General features: G+C 73.0%; 18 protein-coding genes. 7 read left to right on the top strand and 11 right to left on the bottom strand.

Annotated elements, in window-relative coordinates:
* Positions 1–8: 8 nt before the first annotated feature.
* From ACF1A5_RS02300 to ACF1A5_RS02290, 3 genes are all read right to left on the bottom strand, one after another.
* Positions 9–779 (bottom strand): group II truncated hemoglobin, encoded by a 771-nt coding sequence (locus ACF1A5_RS02300; protein ID WP_392190909.1) that lies wholly within the window; start codon positions 777–779, stop codon positions 9–11.
* Positions 780–1,060: 281 nt separating this feature from the next.
* On the bottom strand, positions 1,061–2,308 hold the full coding sequence (locus tag ACF1A5_RS02295) for an Ig-like domain-containing protein (protein WP_392190908.1): 1,248 nt from the start codon (positions 2,306–2,308) through the stop codon (positions 1,061–1,063).
* Positions 2,309–2,523: 215 nt separating this feature from the next.
* Complete coding sequence (locus ACF1A5_RS02290; RefSeq protein WP_392190907.1) at positions 2,524–2,913, bottom strand: hypothetical protein; 390 nt, start codon at positions 2,911–2,913, stop codon at positions 2,524–2,526.
* A gap of 109 nt (positions 2,914–3,022) precedes the next feature.
* Here ACF1A5_RS02290 and ACF1A5_RS02285 point away from each other — a divergent pair, with 109 nt between their 5' ends.
* Positions 3,023–3,361: a hypothetical protein gene (locus tag ACF1A5_RS02285; RefSeq protein WP_392190906.1), complete on the top strand. Its 339-nt coding sequence runs from the start codon at positions 3,023–3,025 to the stop codon at positions 3,359–3,361.
* A 70-nt stretch (positions 3,362–3,431) separates the two neighbouring features.
* On the opposite strand, the gene hutH is transcribed toward ACF1A5_RS02285, so the two are convergent.
* The 3 genes from hutH to ACF1A5_RS02270 form a co-directional block, all read right to left on the bottom strand.
* Positions 3,432–4,970 (bottom strand): histidine ammonia-lyase, encoded by a 1,539-nt coding sequence (gene hutH, locus ACF1A5_RS02280; RefSeq protein WP_392191199.1) that lies wholly within the window; start codon positions 4,968–4,970, stop codon positions 3,432–3,434.
* A gap of 99 nt (positions 4,971–5,069) precedes the next feature.
* Positions 5,070–6,242 (bottom strand): diguanylate cyclase domain-containing protein, encoded by a 1,173-nt coding sequence (locus tag ACF1A5_RS02275; protein ID WP_392190905.1) that lies wholly within the window; start codon positions 6,240–6,242, stop codon positions 5,070–5,072.
* 225 nt (positions 6,243–6,467) lie between these two features.
* On the bottom strand, positions 6,468–7,262 hold the full coding sequence (locus ACF1A5_RS02270; protein ID WP_392190904.1) for an enoyl-CoA hydratase/isomerase family protein: 795 nt from the start codon (positions 7,260–7,262) through the stop codon (positions 6,468–6,470).
* 280 nt (positions 7,263–7,542) lie between these two features.
* Between ACF1A5_RS02270 and ACF1A5_RS02265 the strand changes: the two genes are divergently transcribed.
* A complete protein-coding gene (locus tag ACF1A5_RS02265) occupies positions 7,543–8,532 on the top strand; it encodes a hypothetical protein (RefSeq protein WP_392190903.1) in 990 nt (329 codons plus the stop codon).
* Between the two features lie 44 nt (positions 8,533–8,576).
* On the opposite strand, the gene ACF1A5_RS02260 is transcribed toward ACF1A5_RS02265, so the two are convergent.
* Both ACF1A5_RS02260 and ACF1A5_RS02255 read right to left on the bottom strand, forming a co-directional pair.
* Entirely contained in the window at positions 8,577–9,710 is a 1,134-nt protein-coding gene (locus ACF1A5_RS02260) for an adenylate/guanylate cyclase domain-containing protein (protein WP_392190902.1), read from the bottom strand.
* 161 nt (positions 9,711–9,871) lie between these two features.
* Positions 9,872–10,735: a biotin--[acetyl-CoA-carboxylase] ligase gene (locus tag ACF1A5_RS02255; protein ID WP_392190901.1), complete on the bottom strand. Its 864-nt coding sequence runs from the start codon at positions 10,733–10,735 to the stop codon at positions 9,872–9,874.
* Positions 10,736–10,846: 111 nt separating this feature from the next.
* On the opposite strand from ACF1A5_RS02255, the gene ACF1A5_RS02250 reads away from it, so the two are divergent.
* Entirely contained in the window at positions 10,847–12,442 is a 1,596-nt protein-coding gene (locus tag ACF1A5_RS02250; RefSeq protein ID WP_392190900.1) for an acyl-CoA carboxylase subunit beta, read from the top strand.
* A 29-nt stretch (positions 12,443–12,471) separates the two neighbouring features.
* Positions 12,472–12,681, top strand: coding sequence for an acyl-CoA carboxylase epsilon subunit (locus ACF1A5_RS02245; RefSeq protein WP_392190899.1), 210 nt, complete (start codon positions 12,472–12,474; stop codon positions 12,679–12,681).
* Positions 12,682–12,691: 10 nt separating this feature from the next.
* Here the strand turns inward: ACF1A5_RS02245 and ACF1A5_RS02240 are convergent, their stop codons facing one another.
* Positions 12,692–12,943, bottom strand: coding sequence for a hypothetical protein (locus tag ACF1A5_RS02240; RefSeq protein ID WP_392190898.1), 252 nt, complete (start codon positions 12,941–12,943; stop codon positions 12,692–12,694).
* Positions 12,944–13,088: 145 nt separating this feature from the next.
* On the opposite strand from ACF1A5_RS02240, the gene mmpB reads away from it, so the two are divergent.
* Both mmpB and ACF1A5_RS02230 read left to right on the top strand, forming a co-directional pair.
* Positions 13,089–13,217 carry a morphogenic membrane protein MmpB gene (mmpB, locus tag ACF1A5_RS02235; RefSeq protein ID WP_392190897.1) on the top strand — a complete coding sequence of 43 codons (129 nt, stop codon included), beginning with the start codon at positions 13,089–13,091 and terminating at the stop codon, positions 13,215–13,217.
* Between the two features lie 55 nt (positions 13,218–13,272).
* On the top strand, positions 13,273–13,893 hold the full coding sequence (locus tag ACF1A5_RS02230) for a Maf family protein (RefSeq protein ID WP_392190896.1): 621 nt from the start codon (positions 13,273–13,275) through the stop codon (positions 13,891–13,893).
* Positions 13,894–13,953: 60 nt separating this feature from the next.
* On the opposite strand, the gene ACF1A5_RS02225 is transcribed toward ACF1A5_RS02230, so the two are convergent.
* Positions 13,954–14,469 (bottom strand): hypothetical protein, encoded by a 516-nt coding sequence (locus tag ACF1A5_RS02225; protein WP_392190895.1) that lies wholly within the window; start codon positions 14,467–14,469, stop codon positions 13,954–13,956.
* A gap of 382 nt (positions 14,470–14,851) precedes the next feature.
* Here ACF1A5_RS02225 and ACF1A5_RS02220 point away from each other — a divergent pair, with 382 nt between their 5' ends.
* Entirely contained in the window at positions 14,852–16,624 is a 1,773-nt protein-coding gene (locus ACF1A5_RS02220) for an acetyl/propionyl/methylcrotonyl-CoA carboxylase subunit alpha (RefSeq protein WP_392190894.1), read from the top strand.
* Between the two features lie 317 nt (positions 16,625–16,941).
* Here ACF1A5_RS02220 and ACF1A5_RS02215 read toward each other — a convergent pair whose 3' ends face one another.
* Positions 16,942–17,895, bottom strand: coding sequence for a DeoR/GlpR family DNA-binding transcription regulator (locus ACF1A5_RS02215; protein WP_392190893.1), 954 nt, complete (start codon positions 17,893–17,895; stop codon positions 16,942–16,944).
* Positions 17,896–17,928: the final 33 nt, after the last annotated feature.

Genomic DNA, 17,928 nt, shown 5'->3' with positions numbered 1-17,928 from the left:
GGGGCGGGTCAGCCCGGGTACGGGGGTGCCGCACCCCAGGTCCACTTCGGGACCGGCTGCGGGGCCGGAGGCGTCGCGCCCGGGGCGGAGAAGTGCACCGCCAGCCGGGTGCCCCACTCCACGTAGGCCAGAAACGCCGAGCGGAACTCCGCGTCGGTCGGCAGGCCCGCCTCGTCGGCGGCGTCCTGGACGAGTTCGACCCAGCGGCGGCGCTGCGGCTCGGTGATGCCGAGGCCGGCGTGCCGGGCGACCATGTGGGAGTGGCCGCCCTGGGTCTCCGAGTAGGCGGCGGGACCGCCGAATACCTCGGCCAGCCAGAGCGCGACGTGCCGGGCGTGCTCGGCGGGCAGGTCGGCGAAGAGCGGCGCGAGGAGGTCGTCCTCGACGACCTTGGCGTAGAAGACGTCCGTGAGGCGCGAGAAGGCCTCGTCCCCGCCCGCCCACGCGTACAGGGTGGGGGTCGCGGCGCCGGTCCCGCGGACCGCGGTCGCCTTGTAGTGGCGCGACTCCTCGACCTGCTCGGCGTAGGGGCCGACCTCGGCGGCGTAGGCGGGGAAGAGGTCCGACGAGCGGAAACCCTCCACGTGGTCCTGGGTCGAGGTCCAGGTGACGCGCAGGATGTAGTGCTCGAAGTCGTCCTCGGCGCGGGCCAGTTCGTAGTCGACGCACTGGGGTGCCGCAGCGAGCCGGGTCGCGGCGCGGCGGTGGGCGGCGAGGAACTCGGCCGACTGCTGCTCGGGGACGCGGTACCGGATGTACTCCACGGTGTGAGCGGTCATGGGTCCAACGAAACACGGACGGCCCGCCGGATGCCGTACTTCCGGCGGGCCGTTCGCTGTCGGCACAGTCGCCGTCCGCGCCACCCCGGCCCGCCGCAGGTACGCGCGGTCGGGCGCCCGCGTCCTCCCTGGCGGTGCCGCGGCCCTTTCGGAGCGTGGCCAGGCCCGGGGGCCGGCGCGGGAGGGCGGAGTCGTGGGTGACCATGGCGAAGGTCAGCCGTGGCGGAGGAAACACCGATGCCGCCCCTGAGGGCGGCATCGGCGTGATGTGCGAGGGTGCGTCAGACGGCCGATCCGGCCTTCCACTGCGCCCAGTTCAGGTTCCAGCCGTTGAGGCCGTTGTCCGGGGCGACGGTCTTGTCGCCGGTGTGGGAGACGACCACGACGTCACCGACGAGCGAGTGGTTGAAGAACCACGCGGCCGCCGTCTTCGCGTCCTTCGCGCCCTTCTTGTCCTGCAGACCGACACAGCCGTGACTGGTGTTGACGTTGCCGAAGACGGACGGCGCGCCCCAGTAGTTGCCGTGGATGAAGGTGCCGGACGTGGTCAGGCGCATGGCGTGCGGCACGTCCTTGATGTCGTACTCGCCCTTGCCGTCGTCGTCCTTGAAGCCGACCGTCGCGCCGTTCATCCGGGTCTGGACGAACTTCTCCGCGATCACCATCTGGCCCTGGTACGTGGTGTGGTCGGGCGCGCCGGCGGAGATCGGGATGGTCTTGACGACCTTGCCGTCCTGCGTGACCTTCATCTGCTTGGTCTTCGCGTCGACGTAGGACACCTGGTTGCGGCCGATGTGGAAGGTGACCGTCTTCTGCTGGACGCCGTAGACGCCCTGGGCACCCTGGACGCCGTCGAGGGCGAGCTTCAGGGTGACGGTGGAGCCGGCCTTCCAGTACTGCTCGGGGCGGAAGTCGAGGCGGTTGGGGCTGAACCAGTGGCCGACGACCTCCTGGCCGCTGCTGGAGGTGACGGTGATGCCCTTCTGGACGGCCGCCTTGTTGGTGATCGCCTTGTCGAAGTTGATCGACACGGGCATGCCGACGCCGACCGTGGTGCCGTTGTCCGGTGTGAAGCTGCCGATGAAGCTGTGCGCCGGGGCGACCGTGGTGAACGAGGCGTTCTCGTGGGCGGCGCGGCCCTTGGCGTCCGTGGCGGTCGCCGCGACCTTGTAGGTGGTCGCCCGCTCGAGCTGGCCGCTGGGCCTCCAGCTCTTCTTGTCGGCGGATATCTGGCCCGCCACGGTCTTGCCGTCGCTCGTGGTCATGGTGACCTCGGTCAGCGTGCCCTGGGTCACGGTGACGGCGGCGGCGTTGTTGATGGAGGCGTTGTCGGACCCGTCCGCCGGGGTGATCTTGATCTGGGCGTCGGAGGTCTCCTGCGCGGCCGCCTTGTCGGCCTTGGCCTGCGAGGTGTCGTCGCCGGCTGAACCCGAGGCGCTGCTGCTGCCGGAGCACCCCGTCAGTACCAGAACACCGCCGAGCAGTGCGGACGCGGTCATCAGACCCTTGCGCCGCTTACTGTCCGTCATCACACGCTTCTCCATGGTTGCCGAATCCCCAATAGCCCCGAGCCCCCGTGCGGAAACATCAACGTTACGACCGGTTCGTACCGCTCCCCAGGGCCCCGTGGTGTGGGACACACCACGTCCGCGAGGGCGGTGCGAGCACCGGCCGTACGTCCGTTTCGGACGACGGAACCCCGGACGGCGGTTGCCGCCCGGGGCCGCCGACGGCCCGGGCGATGTCAGCCGGAGTACCCGCGATACTCCGCGCCATCCACTTCCCGGCTCTCGTCGTCCTCGTCGTCGTCGTAGTCCCCGTCGACATCATCCTCGCCCAACTCCCAGCCGGGCGAGGCGGGGTCGTACTCGATTCGCTCGCTGGACCAGGAGGCCTGATGCAGCTCCACCCCCGGCACCTCGCCGACCAGTACGAACGGATCCACGAGATACGCCAGCGCCTCCGCGGTGTCCTCCGTCACAGCGCTCTCCGTGCGGGCCCGGTCCTCCGGGGCCACCTCGCTGTCCTCGGCGAGACGCCGCCGGGCCGCCCCGGTCACGGCGGCCTCGTCGTCGATCGCCAGAACCAGGTCGACGCGAAGCCGTACAAAACGTGATGTCTCTGGTGTGGTCATGCCCGGAGCGTACGGCTCAAACCTCCTGTGACTTTCCCGTGACCCGCGACTTTCACTAACATCGCCCCACACGGCCAATTCGCCAGCGCCACAAGGGGATCGATATTCCGTGTCATCCGCTCGCCGCACGTTGCTGACCGCCACCACCGCGGGCACCCTGCTGGGCGCCCTGTGGTTCGTTCCCTCCGCGAACGCGACGGTGGAGGCGCCGGCCAGAGCGGAGAGCTCGGCCGCGCCGACGACGCGGGTCACGGAGCAGGCGCGGGCCGCGTCCACGGCCTCCGAGACGGACGGGACCGAGGGCCGGACCCTCGCCCAGGGCGAGACGGAACTGGCCGACACCGGAAGCGTCGACACCACTCCCTACGTCATCGGCGGAACGCTCTTCCTCACGGTCGGCGCCGGCTTCGTGGTGTATTCGGTGCGCCGCGAACGGCTCGGTTTCTGAGCCTGCCGAAGTCTTCCCCCGCCGCGGTGACTTGACCGGGGCCCTGCCGACGGGCGGGGCCCCGGACGTCTCACAGCAGCGGGCCGGTGACCGTCTCCGCCGCCGCGAGGAGCCGCCCCTCGCGCACGAAGGCGTCCGCGGCGGCGAGGTCGGGTGCCAGGAACCGGTCCGGACCGGCGCCTTGGACCCCCGCCCGGCGTGCGGCGTCGATGACGGCGCGGCTGGCCGGGGCCGGGCTCAGCCCCTCGCGCAGCTCGATGGCGCGGGAGGCGGCGTACAGCTCGATCGCGAGGACGCGGGTGAGGTTGCCGACGGCCGTACGCAGCTTGCGCGCCGCCGACCAGCCCATGGAGACGTGGTCCTCCTGCATCGCGGAGGACGGGATGGAGTCCGCGGACGCGGGCACCGCGAGCCGCTTCAACTCGCTCACCAGGGCGGCCTGGGTGTACTGCGCGATCATCAGCCCGGAGTCGACCCCGGCGTCGTCGGCGAGGAACGGCGGCAGGCCGTGGCTGCGGTTCTTGTCGAGCAGCCGGTCGGTGCGGCGCTCGGCGATGGAGCCGAGGTCGGCGGCGGCGATGGCGAGGAAGTCCAGGACGTAGGCCACCGGGGCGCCGTGGAAGTTGCCGTTGGACTCGACGCGGCCGTCCGGCAGCACCACCGGGTTGTCGACGGCGGAGGCCAGTTCGCGCTCGGCGACCAGCCGGGCGTGCGCCAGGGTGTCACGGCCGGCACCGGCGACCTGCGGGGCGCAGCGCACGGAGTAGGCGTCCTGGACGCGCGGGGCGTCGTCCTGGTGGTGCCCCGTCAGCCCGGACCCCTTGAGCACGGCGAGCATGTTGGCGGCGGAGGCGCCCTGGCCCGGGTGCGGGCGGATGGCGTGCAGCTCGGGGGCGAGGACCTTGTCCGTGCCGAGCAGCGCCTCCAGGCTGAGGGCGGCGGTGATGTCGGCGGACTTGTAGAGGGCTTCCAGGTCGGCGAGAGCCATGATCAGCATGCCGAGCATTCCGTCGGTGCCGTTGAGGAGGGCGAGGCCCTCCTTCTCACGCAGCTCGACGGGCGCGATGCCGTGCTCGGCCAGCAGCTCCCCGGCCGGGCGGACCGTGCCGTCCGGGCCCTCGGCGTCCCCCTCGCCCATGAGCGTCAGGGCGCAGTGGGACAGCGGGGCGAGGTCGCCGGAGCAGCCGAGGGAGCCGTACTCGTGCACGACCGGGGTGATCCCGGCGTTGAGGACGTCGGCCATGGTCCGGGCGACCTCGGGGCGGACGCCCGTGTGACCGGAGCAGACGGTCTTCAGCCGCAGGAACATCAGCGCGCGCACGACCTCCCGCTCGACCCGCGGTCCCATGCCGGCGGCGTGCGAGCGGACGATGTTGCGCTGCAGCTGGGCGCGCAGCTCCCGGCTGATGTGCCGGGTCGCCAGGGCGCCGAAGCCGGTGCTGACGCCGTAGACGGGATCGGGCTTGGCCGCCAGGGCGTCCACGATCTCCCGGGCCGCCGCGAGGGCCGCCACCGCCTCCCCGGAGAGCTCGATCCGCGCGCCGCCGCGCGCCACGGCGAGAACGTCGGACGCGGTGACCCCGGACGTCCCCACCACCACAGTGTGCATATCCATATTCAGGAGCGTACGCAGTGAATGCCTTGATGTCACTAGTGGATCCGGTGAGCACCCCTTACTCGAAGGTAGGTCGCGGCGCTCCCAGGCAGGTCACGGCCGGCGGCCCCGGAAGCGCCGACGCTCCGCGTGGACGCCCGGCCGGCCCTCGACGCCCCGGGCGCCCGGGGGCGTCTCGTCGGCGAGGCGGACGACCGGATCGTCGGGACCCTCGCGCCCGGCCACCACGGGCCGCTCCGCACGCAGCGCCTTCGCACGGTACTGGGCGGCGTCGGCGAGCCGGAACAGCCTGCGGGCGGAGACCACCGGCCCGATCGCGTCCCCGGTCGACGCGATCCCGCAGGCCACCCCCTCGCCCAGCTCCAACTCGGCCGCCCGCCGGCACAGCTCGTCGGCCGCCTTGACCACCTCGTCGGCGGACGCCCCCGCCGCGACCAGGCAGAACTCGTCCCCGCCGAGCCGTGCCGCGAGGGCCCCGGGCACCATCGCCCCGCACAGCGACAGCACGGACCCGAAGCGCTCCAGGAGCCGGTCGCCGACGGCGTGCCCGAGGGTGTCGTTGACCCGCTTGAGCCCGTTGAGGTCGCACACGACGAGGCTGACGACGGTCCCGTCCCGGCGGTGCCGCTCGATCGCCTCGTCGAGCCGCACGTCGACGGCACGGCGGTTGGCCAGACCCGTCAGCGGGTCGGTGAAGGCCAGCCTGCGGGCCTCCTCCACCTGCTCCGTCTGGGCGATCCCGGCGGCCACGACGGCGGCCAGCACCGTGGCGAAGTCGGCGTCGTCGCGGTCGAAGACGGGCGCGCCGGCCGAGCGGGCGACGTAGAGTTCGCCACAGGCACGGCCGTGCAGCACGATAGGCGCGACCACACAGCAGCCGCGGCCGCGCCGCCGCAGGGCGGCGACCCGCTGGTGGCAGTACCCGGCGTCGCCCTGCGCGGGCCCGCCTGCGATCTCCACCCAGGCATTGGGCTCGCCGCCCGCGACCCACCGCTCGTGCAGGAACTCGGTGATCTCCGGGAACTGGTGCACGGGGTAGGTCTCGTCCTCGGGGAACTCCTCCTCCTGCGGCGCCCGGTCCCCCACGTTCACGAGGACCCGCAGCCGGCCGCGGCCCCGGTCCCACACGGAGAGCGCGGCGAAGCTCCCGGCCAGCGCACGGCAGGCGCCGAGCGCCGCGGCCCGCCACGACTCCCGCGGGTCGTGCGCCGCGGCCATCCCCTGCGCCAGCCCCACCACGGCCGCCAGCCGCCCGTTCTCGCCCATTACCCCAGGTTAGGGATGTTTTACCCAAATGGGGACATCGGTGCGGCTGACAGTGGGGGCACCGGGGACCGCGGCGCGTGGCCGCCGCGTACCGGGCGGCGCGGGGCCGCGTACCCGGGGGTCGCGCCCCGCGGGCCGCACGGCGTGCCCGTACGCCGGAGGCCGCACAGCGCGCCCGTACGCCGGAGGCCCAACACCGGGGCCGAGCGCGGGAACCCGGTCCTGCTACTCGCCGGGCCACCTCGCCGGGCGCTTCTCGTTGAAGGCCGCCACCCCTTCCGCCCGGTCCCCCGAGAACGCCACCGAACGCCACGCGGCGTCCTCGACCTCCAGGCCTGCCCGCAGATCCAGCCCGTGCCCGAGCCGCAGCGCGCGCTTGGCGGCGCGCAGGCCGACCGGCGAGTTCGCCGCCATCCGGGAGGCCAGCTCCAGGGCCTCCTCCCGGTCCCGCCCCTGAGCCGCCAACTGGTCCACGAGCCCCAGCCCGTGCGCCTCATCGGCCTCCAGCCGCCGGGCGGTGAAGATCAGCTCGGCCGCCCGCGCCGCGCCCACCCGCCGCGGCAGGAGCTGCGTACCCCCACCGCCCGGAATCACGCCCACGGAGACCTCGGGCAGTCCCACCACGGCCGTGGGGTCGGCCACGATCACGTCGCAGGACAGGGCCAGCTCGAAACCGCCGCCGAGCGCGAACCCGTGCACCGCGGCGATCGTCGGCATCGGCAGTTCCAGGACGCCGGTGTACGCCCCGCGCGCGACCGGCCGCTGCTTCATCAGGTCGGCGTCGGAGAAGGAGTTGCGCTCCTTCAGATCGGCCCCCACGCAGAACGCCCGCTCGTGCGACGAGGTCAGGACGACCACGCGGGCGTCGCGGTCGGCGGCCAGCGCGGCGCACGCCTGCGCGATCGACCGGGCCATCGCCGTCGACACGGCGTTCATGGCCTTGGGCCGGTCGAGGACGAGCTCCGCGACGTAATCGTGCCGCCGCACCAGCACGAACTCCCCGAACCGCTCCTCGCTCATGACACCCTCCCGGTTAACGCGTGTTAACAGCATCCTCCCCGATCATCGCAGCCGCACCCGCGCGGGGAAAGGGCCGACACCGGCCGGGGGCCGAACCGGACGCGGGGCCCGCCCCCGGCTCTCGCCCCTGTCTCCCTCAGGGCGCAATGCCCGTTCACCCGTTCCCCGTTTACCCGTTCGAGTGACATCTCGCCCAACTCCTACCGAAGCCTCACAGGAGCGCATAACGTGCCTCCGCCACGGCGCATCGGGGGCGCGAGCGCATCGGAGAGGGATCACGATGACGACGAACACGACGAACGCGCACGCCACCGGACCGCAGCGCAGGACCATGGACGCCGGGGCGAGGGACGCTCACGCGCCGGGCGCCGGGACGACGGACGCCGGGGCGAGGGCCGCCGGGACGGCCGACAGCGGGACGACGGCCACGGAGGCGCCGGGGACCGAAGCGACGGACGCCGGGGCGGCGGAGGCCCGAGCGGCGGACGCGCCGGCCGTGGAGGCCGTAGAAGCCAAAGAGGCTGTGAAGGCCGAGGAGGCCGAGGAGGTCGCGGCCCCCGCCACCACCGAGGACGGGGCACGGGCACCCGATTCCACCGCCCCCACCCCCGTCCCCGCCCCCGCGCCCCCCACCGAAGACGTACGCCCCTGCGCCAGCCCCACCGTGTCCGGAGGCGGTGGTCTGCGGGTGCTGCCATGGAACCAGCGGGGCCGTGGGCGGCACCGTCGGCCGCGCCCCCGCAAGGTGCTGCTCGCGGCCGGTGGGCTCGCACTGGCCGCCGGGGTGCTGAGCCTGGTCCGGCTGGCGCCCGAGTCCGGGGTCGGCGGCCTCGGCACCGCAGAGGCGGAGCCCCATCGCCCCGGGGCGGGCTACGGGGCGGGCCGGGCCGCCGAGACCGCCGCCACGACCGGAACGGCCCCCACCGCCGGGCCCTCGGCGACCTTCCCCCTCGTGAGCGCCGCGCCCACCACGTCCGCCTCCGGCACCGGCCCAAGACCGTCCATGTCACTGTCCCCCGCCCGGGGAGCGCCCGCCCGGGCCGCTTCCGGCGCCCCGGCGTCCGTCCCCACGACCATCCCCGAGATCCCGAACCCGCCGGACGGCGACCGGCCTGCGCCCACCGACACCCCCGCCCCGCAGCCGAAGCCCCCACCGACCCCCACCCCGGCGCCGACGCGAAGCCACGGCTCGCACACCCCCGCGCCGAAGCAGCCGGAGCTCTGCGTCCCGATCATCGGCCTGTGTGTGAAAGGCGGAGGCGCCCGCTGACCGGCCGCGCCCGGGGCAGCAGCCCGCCGGAAAGCCACCTGGGCCTAGGGCGCCGCACCCTCGTCCCGCCGCGTGAGCAGCCAGGGCTCCACCACGCCCAGGCCACGCACCGGGCGCTGCCACATCGGCTGGAGCGCGAAGCGGTACGCCGGGGGCTCCTCGCCCTCCTTCTCCGCCGCGGCCGCGGCCTCGGCGGCCTCCGCCTCGGAGGCGGGGGCGTCACCGGTGCGGATCAGCTCCTCGGCGAAGGCGCTGTCGACGAGGACGGCGTCCCGTGGCGCTATCGAGGTGAGCCGGGAGGCAAGGTTGACGGTCGTACCGAAGACATCGCCCATCCGGGTGGTCACCGTGCCGAACGCCATGCCGACCCGCAGCTCGGGCATCGTCTCGTCGTTCGCCATGGTCTCCACCAGCCGCAGGGCGATGTCCGCGGCGGTGCCGGCGTCGTCGGCGGCGTAGAGCACCTCGTCGCCGAGGGTCTTGATCAGCCGCCCGCCGCGGGCCGCGACCAGGTCGGCGGCGGTCGTCTCGAAGGCCTCCACGAGCTCGCCGAGTTCCTCCTCCTCCATGCGGCGGGTCAGCCGGGTGAAGCCGACGAGGTCGGCGAAGCCCACCGCCAGGCGCCGGTCCACCATCTCCTCGTCGTCGCCGGCCTGCACGACCCGGCCGGCCGATGCGGCGAGCTGCCGCCGCCAGACGTAGACGAGGAACTCCTCCAGCTCGGGCAGCAGCAGCTCGACGATCGGGTACGTCACCTCGGTGCGGGTCATCCCCGGCTCGGGCGGCTCGGTCAGGCCCTCCAGGAAGGAGTCGATCTGCCATTCGGCGAGGCGGGCGGTGGTCTGACCGGTGGAACGGGCCACCTGCACGGCCATGGCCTCACTGAGCAGTCCCGCCTCGACCAGACCGGCGAGGCGTCGCAGGGCCAGCACGTCGGCCTCCGTCAGCGCCTTGGCCTGGCCGATGTCGGCGAAGCCCATGGCCCGCCAGAAGCGGGAGGCCAGTTCCATGGAGACCCCGGCGCTGCGGGCCGCCTGAAAGGGGGTGTAGCGCCGCTCCGCGCCCAGAATGAGGCCTTCGAGACGCAGCGCGAGCGGATCCTCCTCGCCGGAGTCGGCGGCGTGCGGGTCCCTCCGGTCGTCCGCGTCCGCGCCGGAGCCCGTGTCGTCGACGGTCACGCGTGCTGCCCTTCCGATCTGCCACGGTCAGGTTCGACCGGCCTCAACTCTACGGCAGGTGTGCGCCAGCTCACTCCGTCAGGGACGCCGGCAGGTGAGCCGGCCCGGGAGCCGGCGTCCGGCGCGGGGGCGTCCGCACCGCGCCGACCGGCCGGCGGTGCTCACGCGGGCCGCAGGTGCACGATGTCGCCGGCCCCCACCGGCTCCTGCACCCCCTTCTCCGTGGCGAGGACGAGCCGTCCGTCGCCGTCCACCGCCACGGCCTCCCCGACGACCGTCCGGTCGCCCGGCAGTTCCGCGCGCACCATGCGGCCCAGGGTCGCGCAGTTCGCCGCGTACGCCTCCAGCAGACCGCTCGCGCCGGGGTCGCCGTCGGCCGCCCGCCAGCGCCCGTACCAGTCCTCCAGCGACCGCAGCACCGCCCGCAGCAGCGGGTCCCGGTCCGTGCTCAGGGCCCCGGCCAGGGCCAGCGAGCCGGCCTGCGGCACCGGCAGCTCGTCCTTGCGCAGGGTGACGTTGATGCCGACGCCGACCACCACCGCCTCGCCCGCGGCCCGCTCCGCGAGGATCCCGCCCGCCTTGCGTTCCTCCCCGTCGACGGTCACGAGGACGTCGTTGGGCCACTTGAGCGCCGTGTCCACGTCGGCCGCCCGCGCCAGCCCGGTCGCCACGGCGACGCCGGTGAGCAGGGGCAGCCAGCCCCAGCGGGCCAGGGGCACGCCGGCCGGCCTGAGCAGCACGGAGAAGAACAGGCCGGAGCGGGGCGGCGCGGTCCACTGCCGGTCCAGGCGGCCCCGCCCGGCGGTCTGCTCCTCCGCGACCAGCACGGCGCCCTCGGCGAGGTCGCCCCCGGCGGCACGGGCGACCAGATCCGAGTTGGTGGACCCGGTGCGCGGCACCACCTCCACCTCGGACCACAGGCTCCCCTCCCGCACCAGCCCGCGACGCAACGCCGTCGCGTTGAGGGGCGGGCGGTCCAGGTCGGACCACCGGCTGTTGTCGTCTGATGCATCTCGCGGCGTCATGCAAGCCACCCTAGGTGTGGTAAACGCCGCACTGCCGAACCAGGAACCCCCCACTACGCTACGGATGAGTAACCGTCCCCCCTTATGAGCAGGCAGGGAGCCGCGATCCCGATGTCCGAGGCGGAAGAGATCGACATTCACACGACCGCGGGCAAGCTCGCGGATCTGCAGCGCCGAATTCACGAGGCGACGCACGCCGGCTCCGAGCGCGCCGTCGAAAAGCAGCACGCCAAGGGCAAGCTGACGGCCCGTGAGCGCATCGAGCTGCTCCTCGACGAGGGTTCCTTCGTCGAGCTGGACGAATTCGCCCGCCACCGCTCCACCAACTTCGGGCTGGAGAAGAACCGCCCCTACGGGGACGGCGTCGTCACCGGGTACGGCACGGTCGACGGCCGTCCGGTCGCCGTCTTCTCGCAGGACTTCACCGTCTTCGGCGGCGCCCTCGGCGAGGTCTACGGGCAGAAGATCGTCAAGGTGATGGACTTCGCCCTGAAGACCGGCTGCCCGGTCATCGGGATCAACGACTCCGGTGGCGCCCGGATCCAGGAGGGCGTCGCCTCGCTCGGCGCCTACGGCGAGATCTTCCGCCGCAACACCCACGCCTCCGGTGTGATCCCGCAGATCTCGCTGGTCGTCGGGCCGTGCGCGGGCGGCGCGGTCTACTCCCCCGCGATCACCGACTTCACGGTCATGGTCGACCAGACCTCGCACATGTTCATCACCGGCCCGGACGTCATCAAGACGGTCACCGGCGAGGACGTCGGCTTCGAGGAGCTGGGCGGCGCCCGCACCCACAACTCGGCGTCGGGCGTGGCCCATCACATGGCGGGCGACGAGAAGGACGCCATCGAGTACGTCAAGCAGCTGCTGTCGTACCTGCCGTCCAACAACCTCAGCGAGCCCCCGGTCTTCCCGGAGGAGGCCGACCTCTCGGCCACCGCCGAGGACCTGGAGCTGGACACGCTGGTCCCGGACAGCGCGAACCAGCCGTACGACATCCGCACCGTGATCGAACACGTCATGGACGACGCCGAGTTCTTCGAGACGCAGGCGCTGTTCGCACCGAACATCGTCACCGGGTTCGGGCGGGTGGAGGGCCACCCGGTCGGCATCGTCGCCAACCAGCCGATGCAGTTCGCCGGCTGCCTGGACATCGACGCCTCGGAGAAGGCCGCGCGCTTCGTGCGCACCTGCGACGCCTTCAACGTCCCCGTGCTGACCTTCGTCGACGTGCCCGGCTTCCTTCCGGGCGTCGACCAGGAGCACACCGGCATCATCCGTCGCGGCGCCAAGCTGATCTTCGCCTACGCCGAGGCGACCGTCCCGCTGATCACGGTGATCACCCGCAAGGCGTTCGGCGGCGCGTACGACGTCATGGGCTCCAAGCACCTCGGCGCCGACCTCAACCTGGCCTGGCCCACCGCCCAGATCGCCGTCATGGGCGCGCAGGGCGCGGTCAACATCCTGCACCGGCGCACCCTCGCCGAGGCGGAGGCCGGCGGCGAGGATCTCGAGGCCGTGCGCGCCCGGCTGATCCAGGAGTACGAGGACGCCCTCCTCAACCCCTACGTCGCGGCGGAGCGCGGCTACGTCGACGCGGTGATCATGCCGTCCGACACCCGCGCCCACATCGTGCGCGGCCTGCGTCAGCTGCGCACGAAGCGGGAATCCCTGCCTCCGAAGAAGCACGGCAACATCCCTCTGTAGGCCGCGGATCTTCGACGACGGGAGCAGACATGACGATCAGGGTCGTACGAGGCAATCCGACCCCGGAGGAGCTGGCCGCCGCTCTGGCGGTGGTCCGGGCCCGCGCCGCGGCGGCGGCAGCCGCGCCGTCCGGCGCGCCCGGCCCGCGGGACTCCTGGGCCGACCCGGCCCGCATCGCCGCCCACCGGACCCCCCAGCCGGGCGCGTCGGCCTGGGCCCGGACCTACTGGCCCGGCTGACGGGCGGGATTCACAGCACCGTCGCGACGGCTTCGGCCATCACCGCGTACCCGGCGTCGTCCGGGTGCGGGTGGTCGCCGGAGTCGTACGCCGGGTGCGGCCGGTCCGGGTCCTCCGGACCGGCGAGCACGCGGTTCAGGTCGACGACCGCGTCGTACTCGACCGAGCACCGCGTCCACTCGTCGAGCTGGTGGCTCACCTTCGCCGCGTGCTCGCCCCAGTGGTCGGAGCCGGCGAACGGCGGCAGGGTCGCGCCGATCACCCGCAGGCCCGCCCGGCGCGCCTGCCGGATCGGCTCCCGAGGCCCCGGACGTTCTGCCGTACGGGCCGGCGCCAGAAGCCCCGCGGGCGAAGTTGAGTACGCGTACTCAGGCGCCGGAGCCCGTCACCGCCGGACGATCGAGGGCATGCTGTGGTCCGACCCCGAGAACGAGCCGCCCGAGGAACTGCGCGAGATGCAGGAGATGCTGCGGCGGCTGGGCGTTCTCATGGCGCTGGCCATGGTGCTCACGATGATCGTGATCGGAGTGCGCTGAGGCCCGCCGTCCCGCTCGCGCACCCCCGGGGACTGGATCCCCGTACGCTGACCGCATGACAGATCAGCCGCGCCGCCGACTCGTGCTCGCCTCCCAGTCCCCCGCCCGGCTCGGGCTGCTCCGCCAGGCCGGTCTCGATCCCGAGGTGGTCGTGAGCGGCGTCGACGAGGACGCGATCACCGCACCCACGCCCGCCGAGCTGGCGCTCGCGCTCGCCGAGGCCAAGGCCTCGGTGGTGGCGGCCCGGCCCGAGGTGCAGGGCGCCCTCGTGATCGGCTGCGACTCGGTGCTCGACCTCGACGGCCGGGCGCTCGGCAAGCCCGCCGACGCCGAGGAGGCCACCGCCCGCTGGAAGGCGATGCGCGGGCGGGCCGGGACGCTCCAGACCGGGCACTGCGTCTGGGACACGACGACCGAGCGGTACGCCTCCGCCACCGCCTCCACCGTCGTCCGCTTCGGCGAGCCGACGGACGAGGAGATCGCCGCGTACGTCGCCTCGGGCGAGCCGCTCTACGTCGCCGGCGCCTTCACCCTCGACGGCCGCTCGGGCCCGTTCATCGACGGCATCGACGGCGACCACGGCAACGTCATCGGCATCAGCCTGCCCCTGGTCCGGCGTCTGCTGGCCCAACTGGGTGTCGGCATCACCGACTTGTGGGCACCGTCGGCCGAGTGACGCTCCCGCCGCGCGGCGACGGGGGCGTCACGGGGTGATCAGGTGCACCGGCGATCGGGGCTACGCCGGAGGGGCGACCGGAGCGGGACCGGCACCGGCCGGACCGCTCGCGTCCCGCGGGCCGTCCCCGCCGGGACCGTCCACCCCCTGAGGCCCGCCGTCCCGGGCGGCAGCGGCAGTGCCCTCCTCACGGTCGTACGTCATCAGCAGCAGCACGATGAGCCCGAGCACGACCACCATGAACAGGAACGCGCTCCAGCCCACCAGGCCCCACGCGACCGCGCCCAGCAGCCCGTGCACCACCGCCGCGCTGATCAGCAGGACGCGGCCGAGGCCGGCGGGCCGGCGGCCGCGCAGCGCCACGATCAGCGCGACGACCCCGCACAGGGCGAAGTAGAGACCGAAGACGACCCCGCCGGCCTTCGACGACGTCGACATCATGTCCGGGTCGAGGCCGGCCAGGGACATCTTCTGCCGGTCCACGACCATCCCGAGGAACCAGTTCAGCGCCGCCACACCGAACGCCTCGGCGAAGAGCACGACCGCCACGATCCACGCCACCGGTCTGCGCACCACCGGTCCCACCCACTTCCCACTGCCGCTCCTCGACTCCGCGAGAGCGCCTGTTACCCCAGGTACGTTCACGACAGCGCGAACGCTACTGAGAGGTAAAGCGGGGGACAAGGGTCCTGCGGGCGGCAAAGAATCATTGGGCCATTCGTAGGGACTCCACAAAGAAACGAAGTGGGCCGCAGCACGCCCTCACAGAGACCTTGACCACATCGGGAGGCTAGGGTTTCCCGCAGGAGTCCTGCGTACGGCGACGCGACAAGGGATTTCACGGGTCGAGCGAGCCTCGAGTGACGCTCCGTGTGGGCAAGCTCACCATTGGGGACGGGTCGAAGTGCCGTGTCGGCAGTCCCTAAACTCGGCTTGTTTCAAGGAGGGAGCCTCAATCGTGCGCAAGGTGCTCATCGCCAACCGTGGCGAAATCGCTGTCCGCGTGGCCCGGGCCTGCCGGGACGCCGGGATCGCGAGCGTGGCCGTCTACGCCGACCCGGACCGGGACGCTCTGCATGTCCGCGCCGCGGATGAGGCGTTCGCCCTGGGCGGTGACACCCCGGCCACCAGCTATCTCGACATCGAGAAGGTGCTGAAGGCCGCGAAGGAGTCGGGGGCGGACGCGATCCACCCCGGGTACGGCTTTCTCTCGGAGAACGCCGAATTCGCGCAGGCGGTGCTGGACGCGGACCTGATCTGGATCGGCCCGCCCCCGCAGGCCATCCGCGACCTCGGCGACAAGGTCGCCGCCCGGCACATCGCTCAGCGCGCCGGCGCGCCGCTGGTGGCCGGTACGCCCGACCCGGTGAGCGGCGCCGACGAGGTGGTCGCGTTCGCCGAGCAGCACGGCCTGCCCATCGCCATCAAGGCCGCCTTCGGCGGCGGCGGCCGCGGCCTGAAGGTCGCCCGTACTCTCGAAGAGGTCCCCGAGCTCTACGACTCGGCCGTGCGCGAGGCGGTGGCCGCCTTCGGCCGCGGCGAGTGCTTCGTCGAGCGCTACCTGGACCGCCCCCGCCACGTCGAGACCCAGTGCCTCGCCGACCAGCACGGCAACGTGGTCGTGGTCTCCACACGTGACTGCTCGCTGCAGCGCCGCCACCAGAAGCTCGTCGAGGAGGCCCCGGCGCCGTTCCTGTCCGACGAGCAGGTCGCCGAGCTGTACCGCGCCTCCAAGGCGATCCTGAAGGAGGCGGGCTACGTCGGTGCCGGCACCTGTGAGTTCCTGGTCGGCCAGGACGGCACGATCTCCTTCCTGGAGGTCAACACCCGTCTCCAGGTGGAGCACCCGGTCACCGAGGAGGTCGCCGGCATCGACCTGGTGCGCGAGATGTTCCGCATCGCCGACGGCGAGGAGCTCGGCTACGACGACCCGGCGCTGCGCGGCCACTCGTTCGAGTTCCGCATCAACGGCGAGGACCCGGGCCGCAACTTCCTCCCGGCCCCGGGCACGGTCACCACGTTCGCCCCGCCGGCCGGCCCCGGTGTGCGCCTGGACGCGGGCGTGGAGTCCGGCTCGGTCATCGGCCCGGCGTGGGACTCCCTGCTGGCCAAGCTGATCGTGACCGGCCGTACCCGCAAGGAGGCCCTGGAGCGGGCCGCTCGCGCGCTGGAGGAGTTCCAGGTCGAGGGCATGGCCACTGCCATCCCGTTCCACCGCAAGGCGGTCACCGACCCCGCTTTCGCGCCGGAACTGACCGGCTCCACCGACCCGTTCACGGTCCACACCCGCTGGATCGAGACCGAGTTCGTCAACGACATCAAGCCCTTCACCGCCCCGGCCGAGGCCGAGGCGGACGAGGAGTCCGGCCGCGAGACGGTCGTGGTCGAGGTCGGCGGCAAGCGCCTGGAGGTCTCCCTCCCCACGTCGCTGGGCATGTCCCTGGCCCGCACCGGCCTCGCGGCGGGCGCCAAGCCCAAGCGCCGCGCGGCCCGCAAGTCCGGCCCCGTGGCCTCCGGCGACACCCTCGCCTCCCCGATGCAGGGCACCATCGTCAAGGTCGCCGTCGAGGAGGGCCAGGAGGTCAAGGAGGGCGACCTGGTCGTCGTCCTGGAGGCCATGAAGATGGAGCAGCCGCTCAACGCCCACAAGTCGGGCACCATCAAGGGCCTGGGTGCCGAGGTCGGCGCGTCCGTCACCTCCGGCGCCGCGATCTGCGAGATCAAGGACTGAGCCGTACGACGTCCCGGGGCGCCCGGCGGACCACAGCACGACGGTCCGCCGGGCGCCCCGTTTCCGTACCGGCCCGATTGCCGTACCGGCCCCGCTTCGACGTCGGCCCTGCTTCCGTACCGGCTCCCCTTCGGCACCGGTCCCGCGTCCGCACCGCGCGGCCTTCCGCACCGGCCGCAGGCGCCCCTGGGCACCCGCCGGCCCCTGAGCACCCGTAGGCGGCGCTCCGAGCACGCACCGGCGACGCCCTGAGCGCTCGTCGGCGACGCACCGAGCACGGGCCGGAGACGCCCCCTGAGCGCCGGCCGGGGGCGCCCTCAGCGCCTGCGCAGGTCCGCGACCCGTGCCCGCTCCGTGGCCGGCGACTGGTCGCCGCCGAGGGTCGCCGGGCGCAGCCCCGGTCCGGGCACCTGGCCGCGGCGCGGGCCCGGAAGCGGGACGTCCCGGCGTCGGTCACGGGCCGGGGTCGGATCACCCCCCGGACTCCCCGACGCGCCGGCCACGGCGATCTGCACCCCCTGGTCGGCCAGGGCCTGCAGCTCGGTGGCCGCTCGGTCGTCGTGCACCGGGGGCTCGTCGGTCACCAGGCGGGTGATCAGGTCGGTCGGCACGGTCTGGAACATCGTGTCCGTACCGAGCTTGGTGTGGTCGGAGAGGACCACGACCTCCGCGGCCGCCTGGACCAGGGCCCGGTCCACGGAGGCCGAGAGCATGTTGGACGTGGACAGTCCGCGCTCGGCGGTCAGACCGCTGCCCGACAGGAAGGCCTTGGAGACGCGGAGCCCCTGGAGCGACTGCTCGGCTCCGGAGCCGACGAGGGCGTAGTTCGATCCGCGGAGCGTGCCCCCGGTCATGACCACCTCCACCCGGTTGGCATGGGCGAGCGCCTGGGCGACCAGGAGGGAGTTGGTGACGACGGTCAGGCCGGGGACCCGCGCGAGCCGGCGCGCCAGCTCCTGCGTGGTCGTCCCCGCTCCGACGACGATCGCCTCGCCCTCTTCGACGAGGCCCGCGGCGAGGTCGGCGATGGCCGTCTTCTCCGCCGTCGCGAGATGCGACTTCTGCGGAAAGCCGGACTCCCGGGTGAATCCGCCCGGGAGTACCGCACCGCCGTGTCGGCGGTCGAGGAGTCCTTCTGCCTCCAGCGCCCGCACGTCCCGCCGTACGGTCACTTCGGAGGTCTGGACGACACGGGCGAGTTCACGGAGCGACACGGCACCGTTCGCTCGCACCATTTCGAGGATCAATTGGCGACGTTCAGCAGCGAACACGAAACTGACAGTAACCCCAGCGACCGTCTGCTT

Origin of the sequence: Streptomyces sp. NPDC014864, from assembly GCF_043081525.1 — a bacterium.
Taxonomy (GTDB): Bacteria; Actinomycetota; Actinomycetes; order Streptomycetales; family Streptomycetaceae; genus Streptomyces.
The sequence above is the reverse complement of the archived record's forward strand: the minus strand, read 5'-3'. Positions and strand labels throughout refer to the sequence as shown.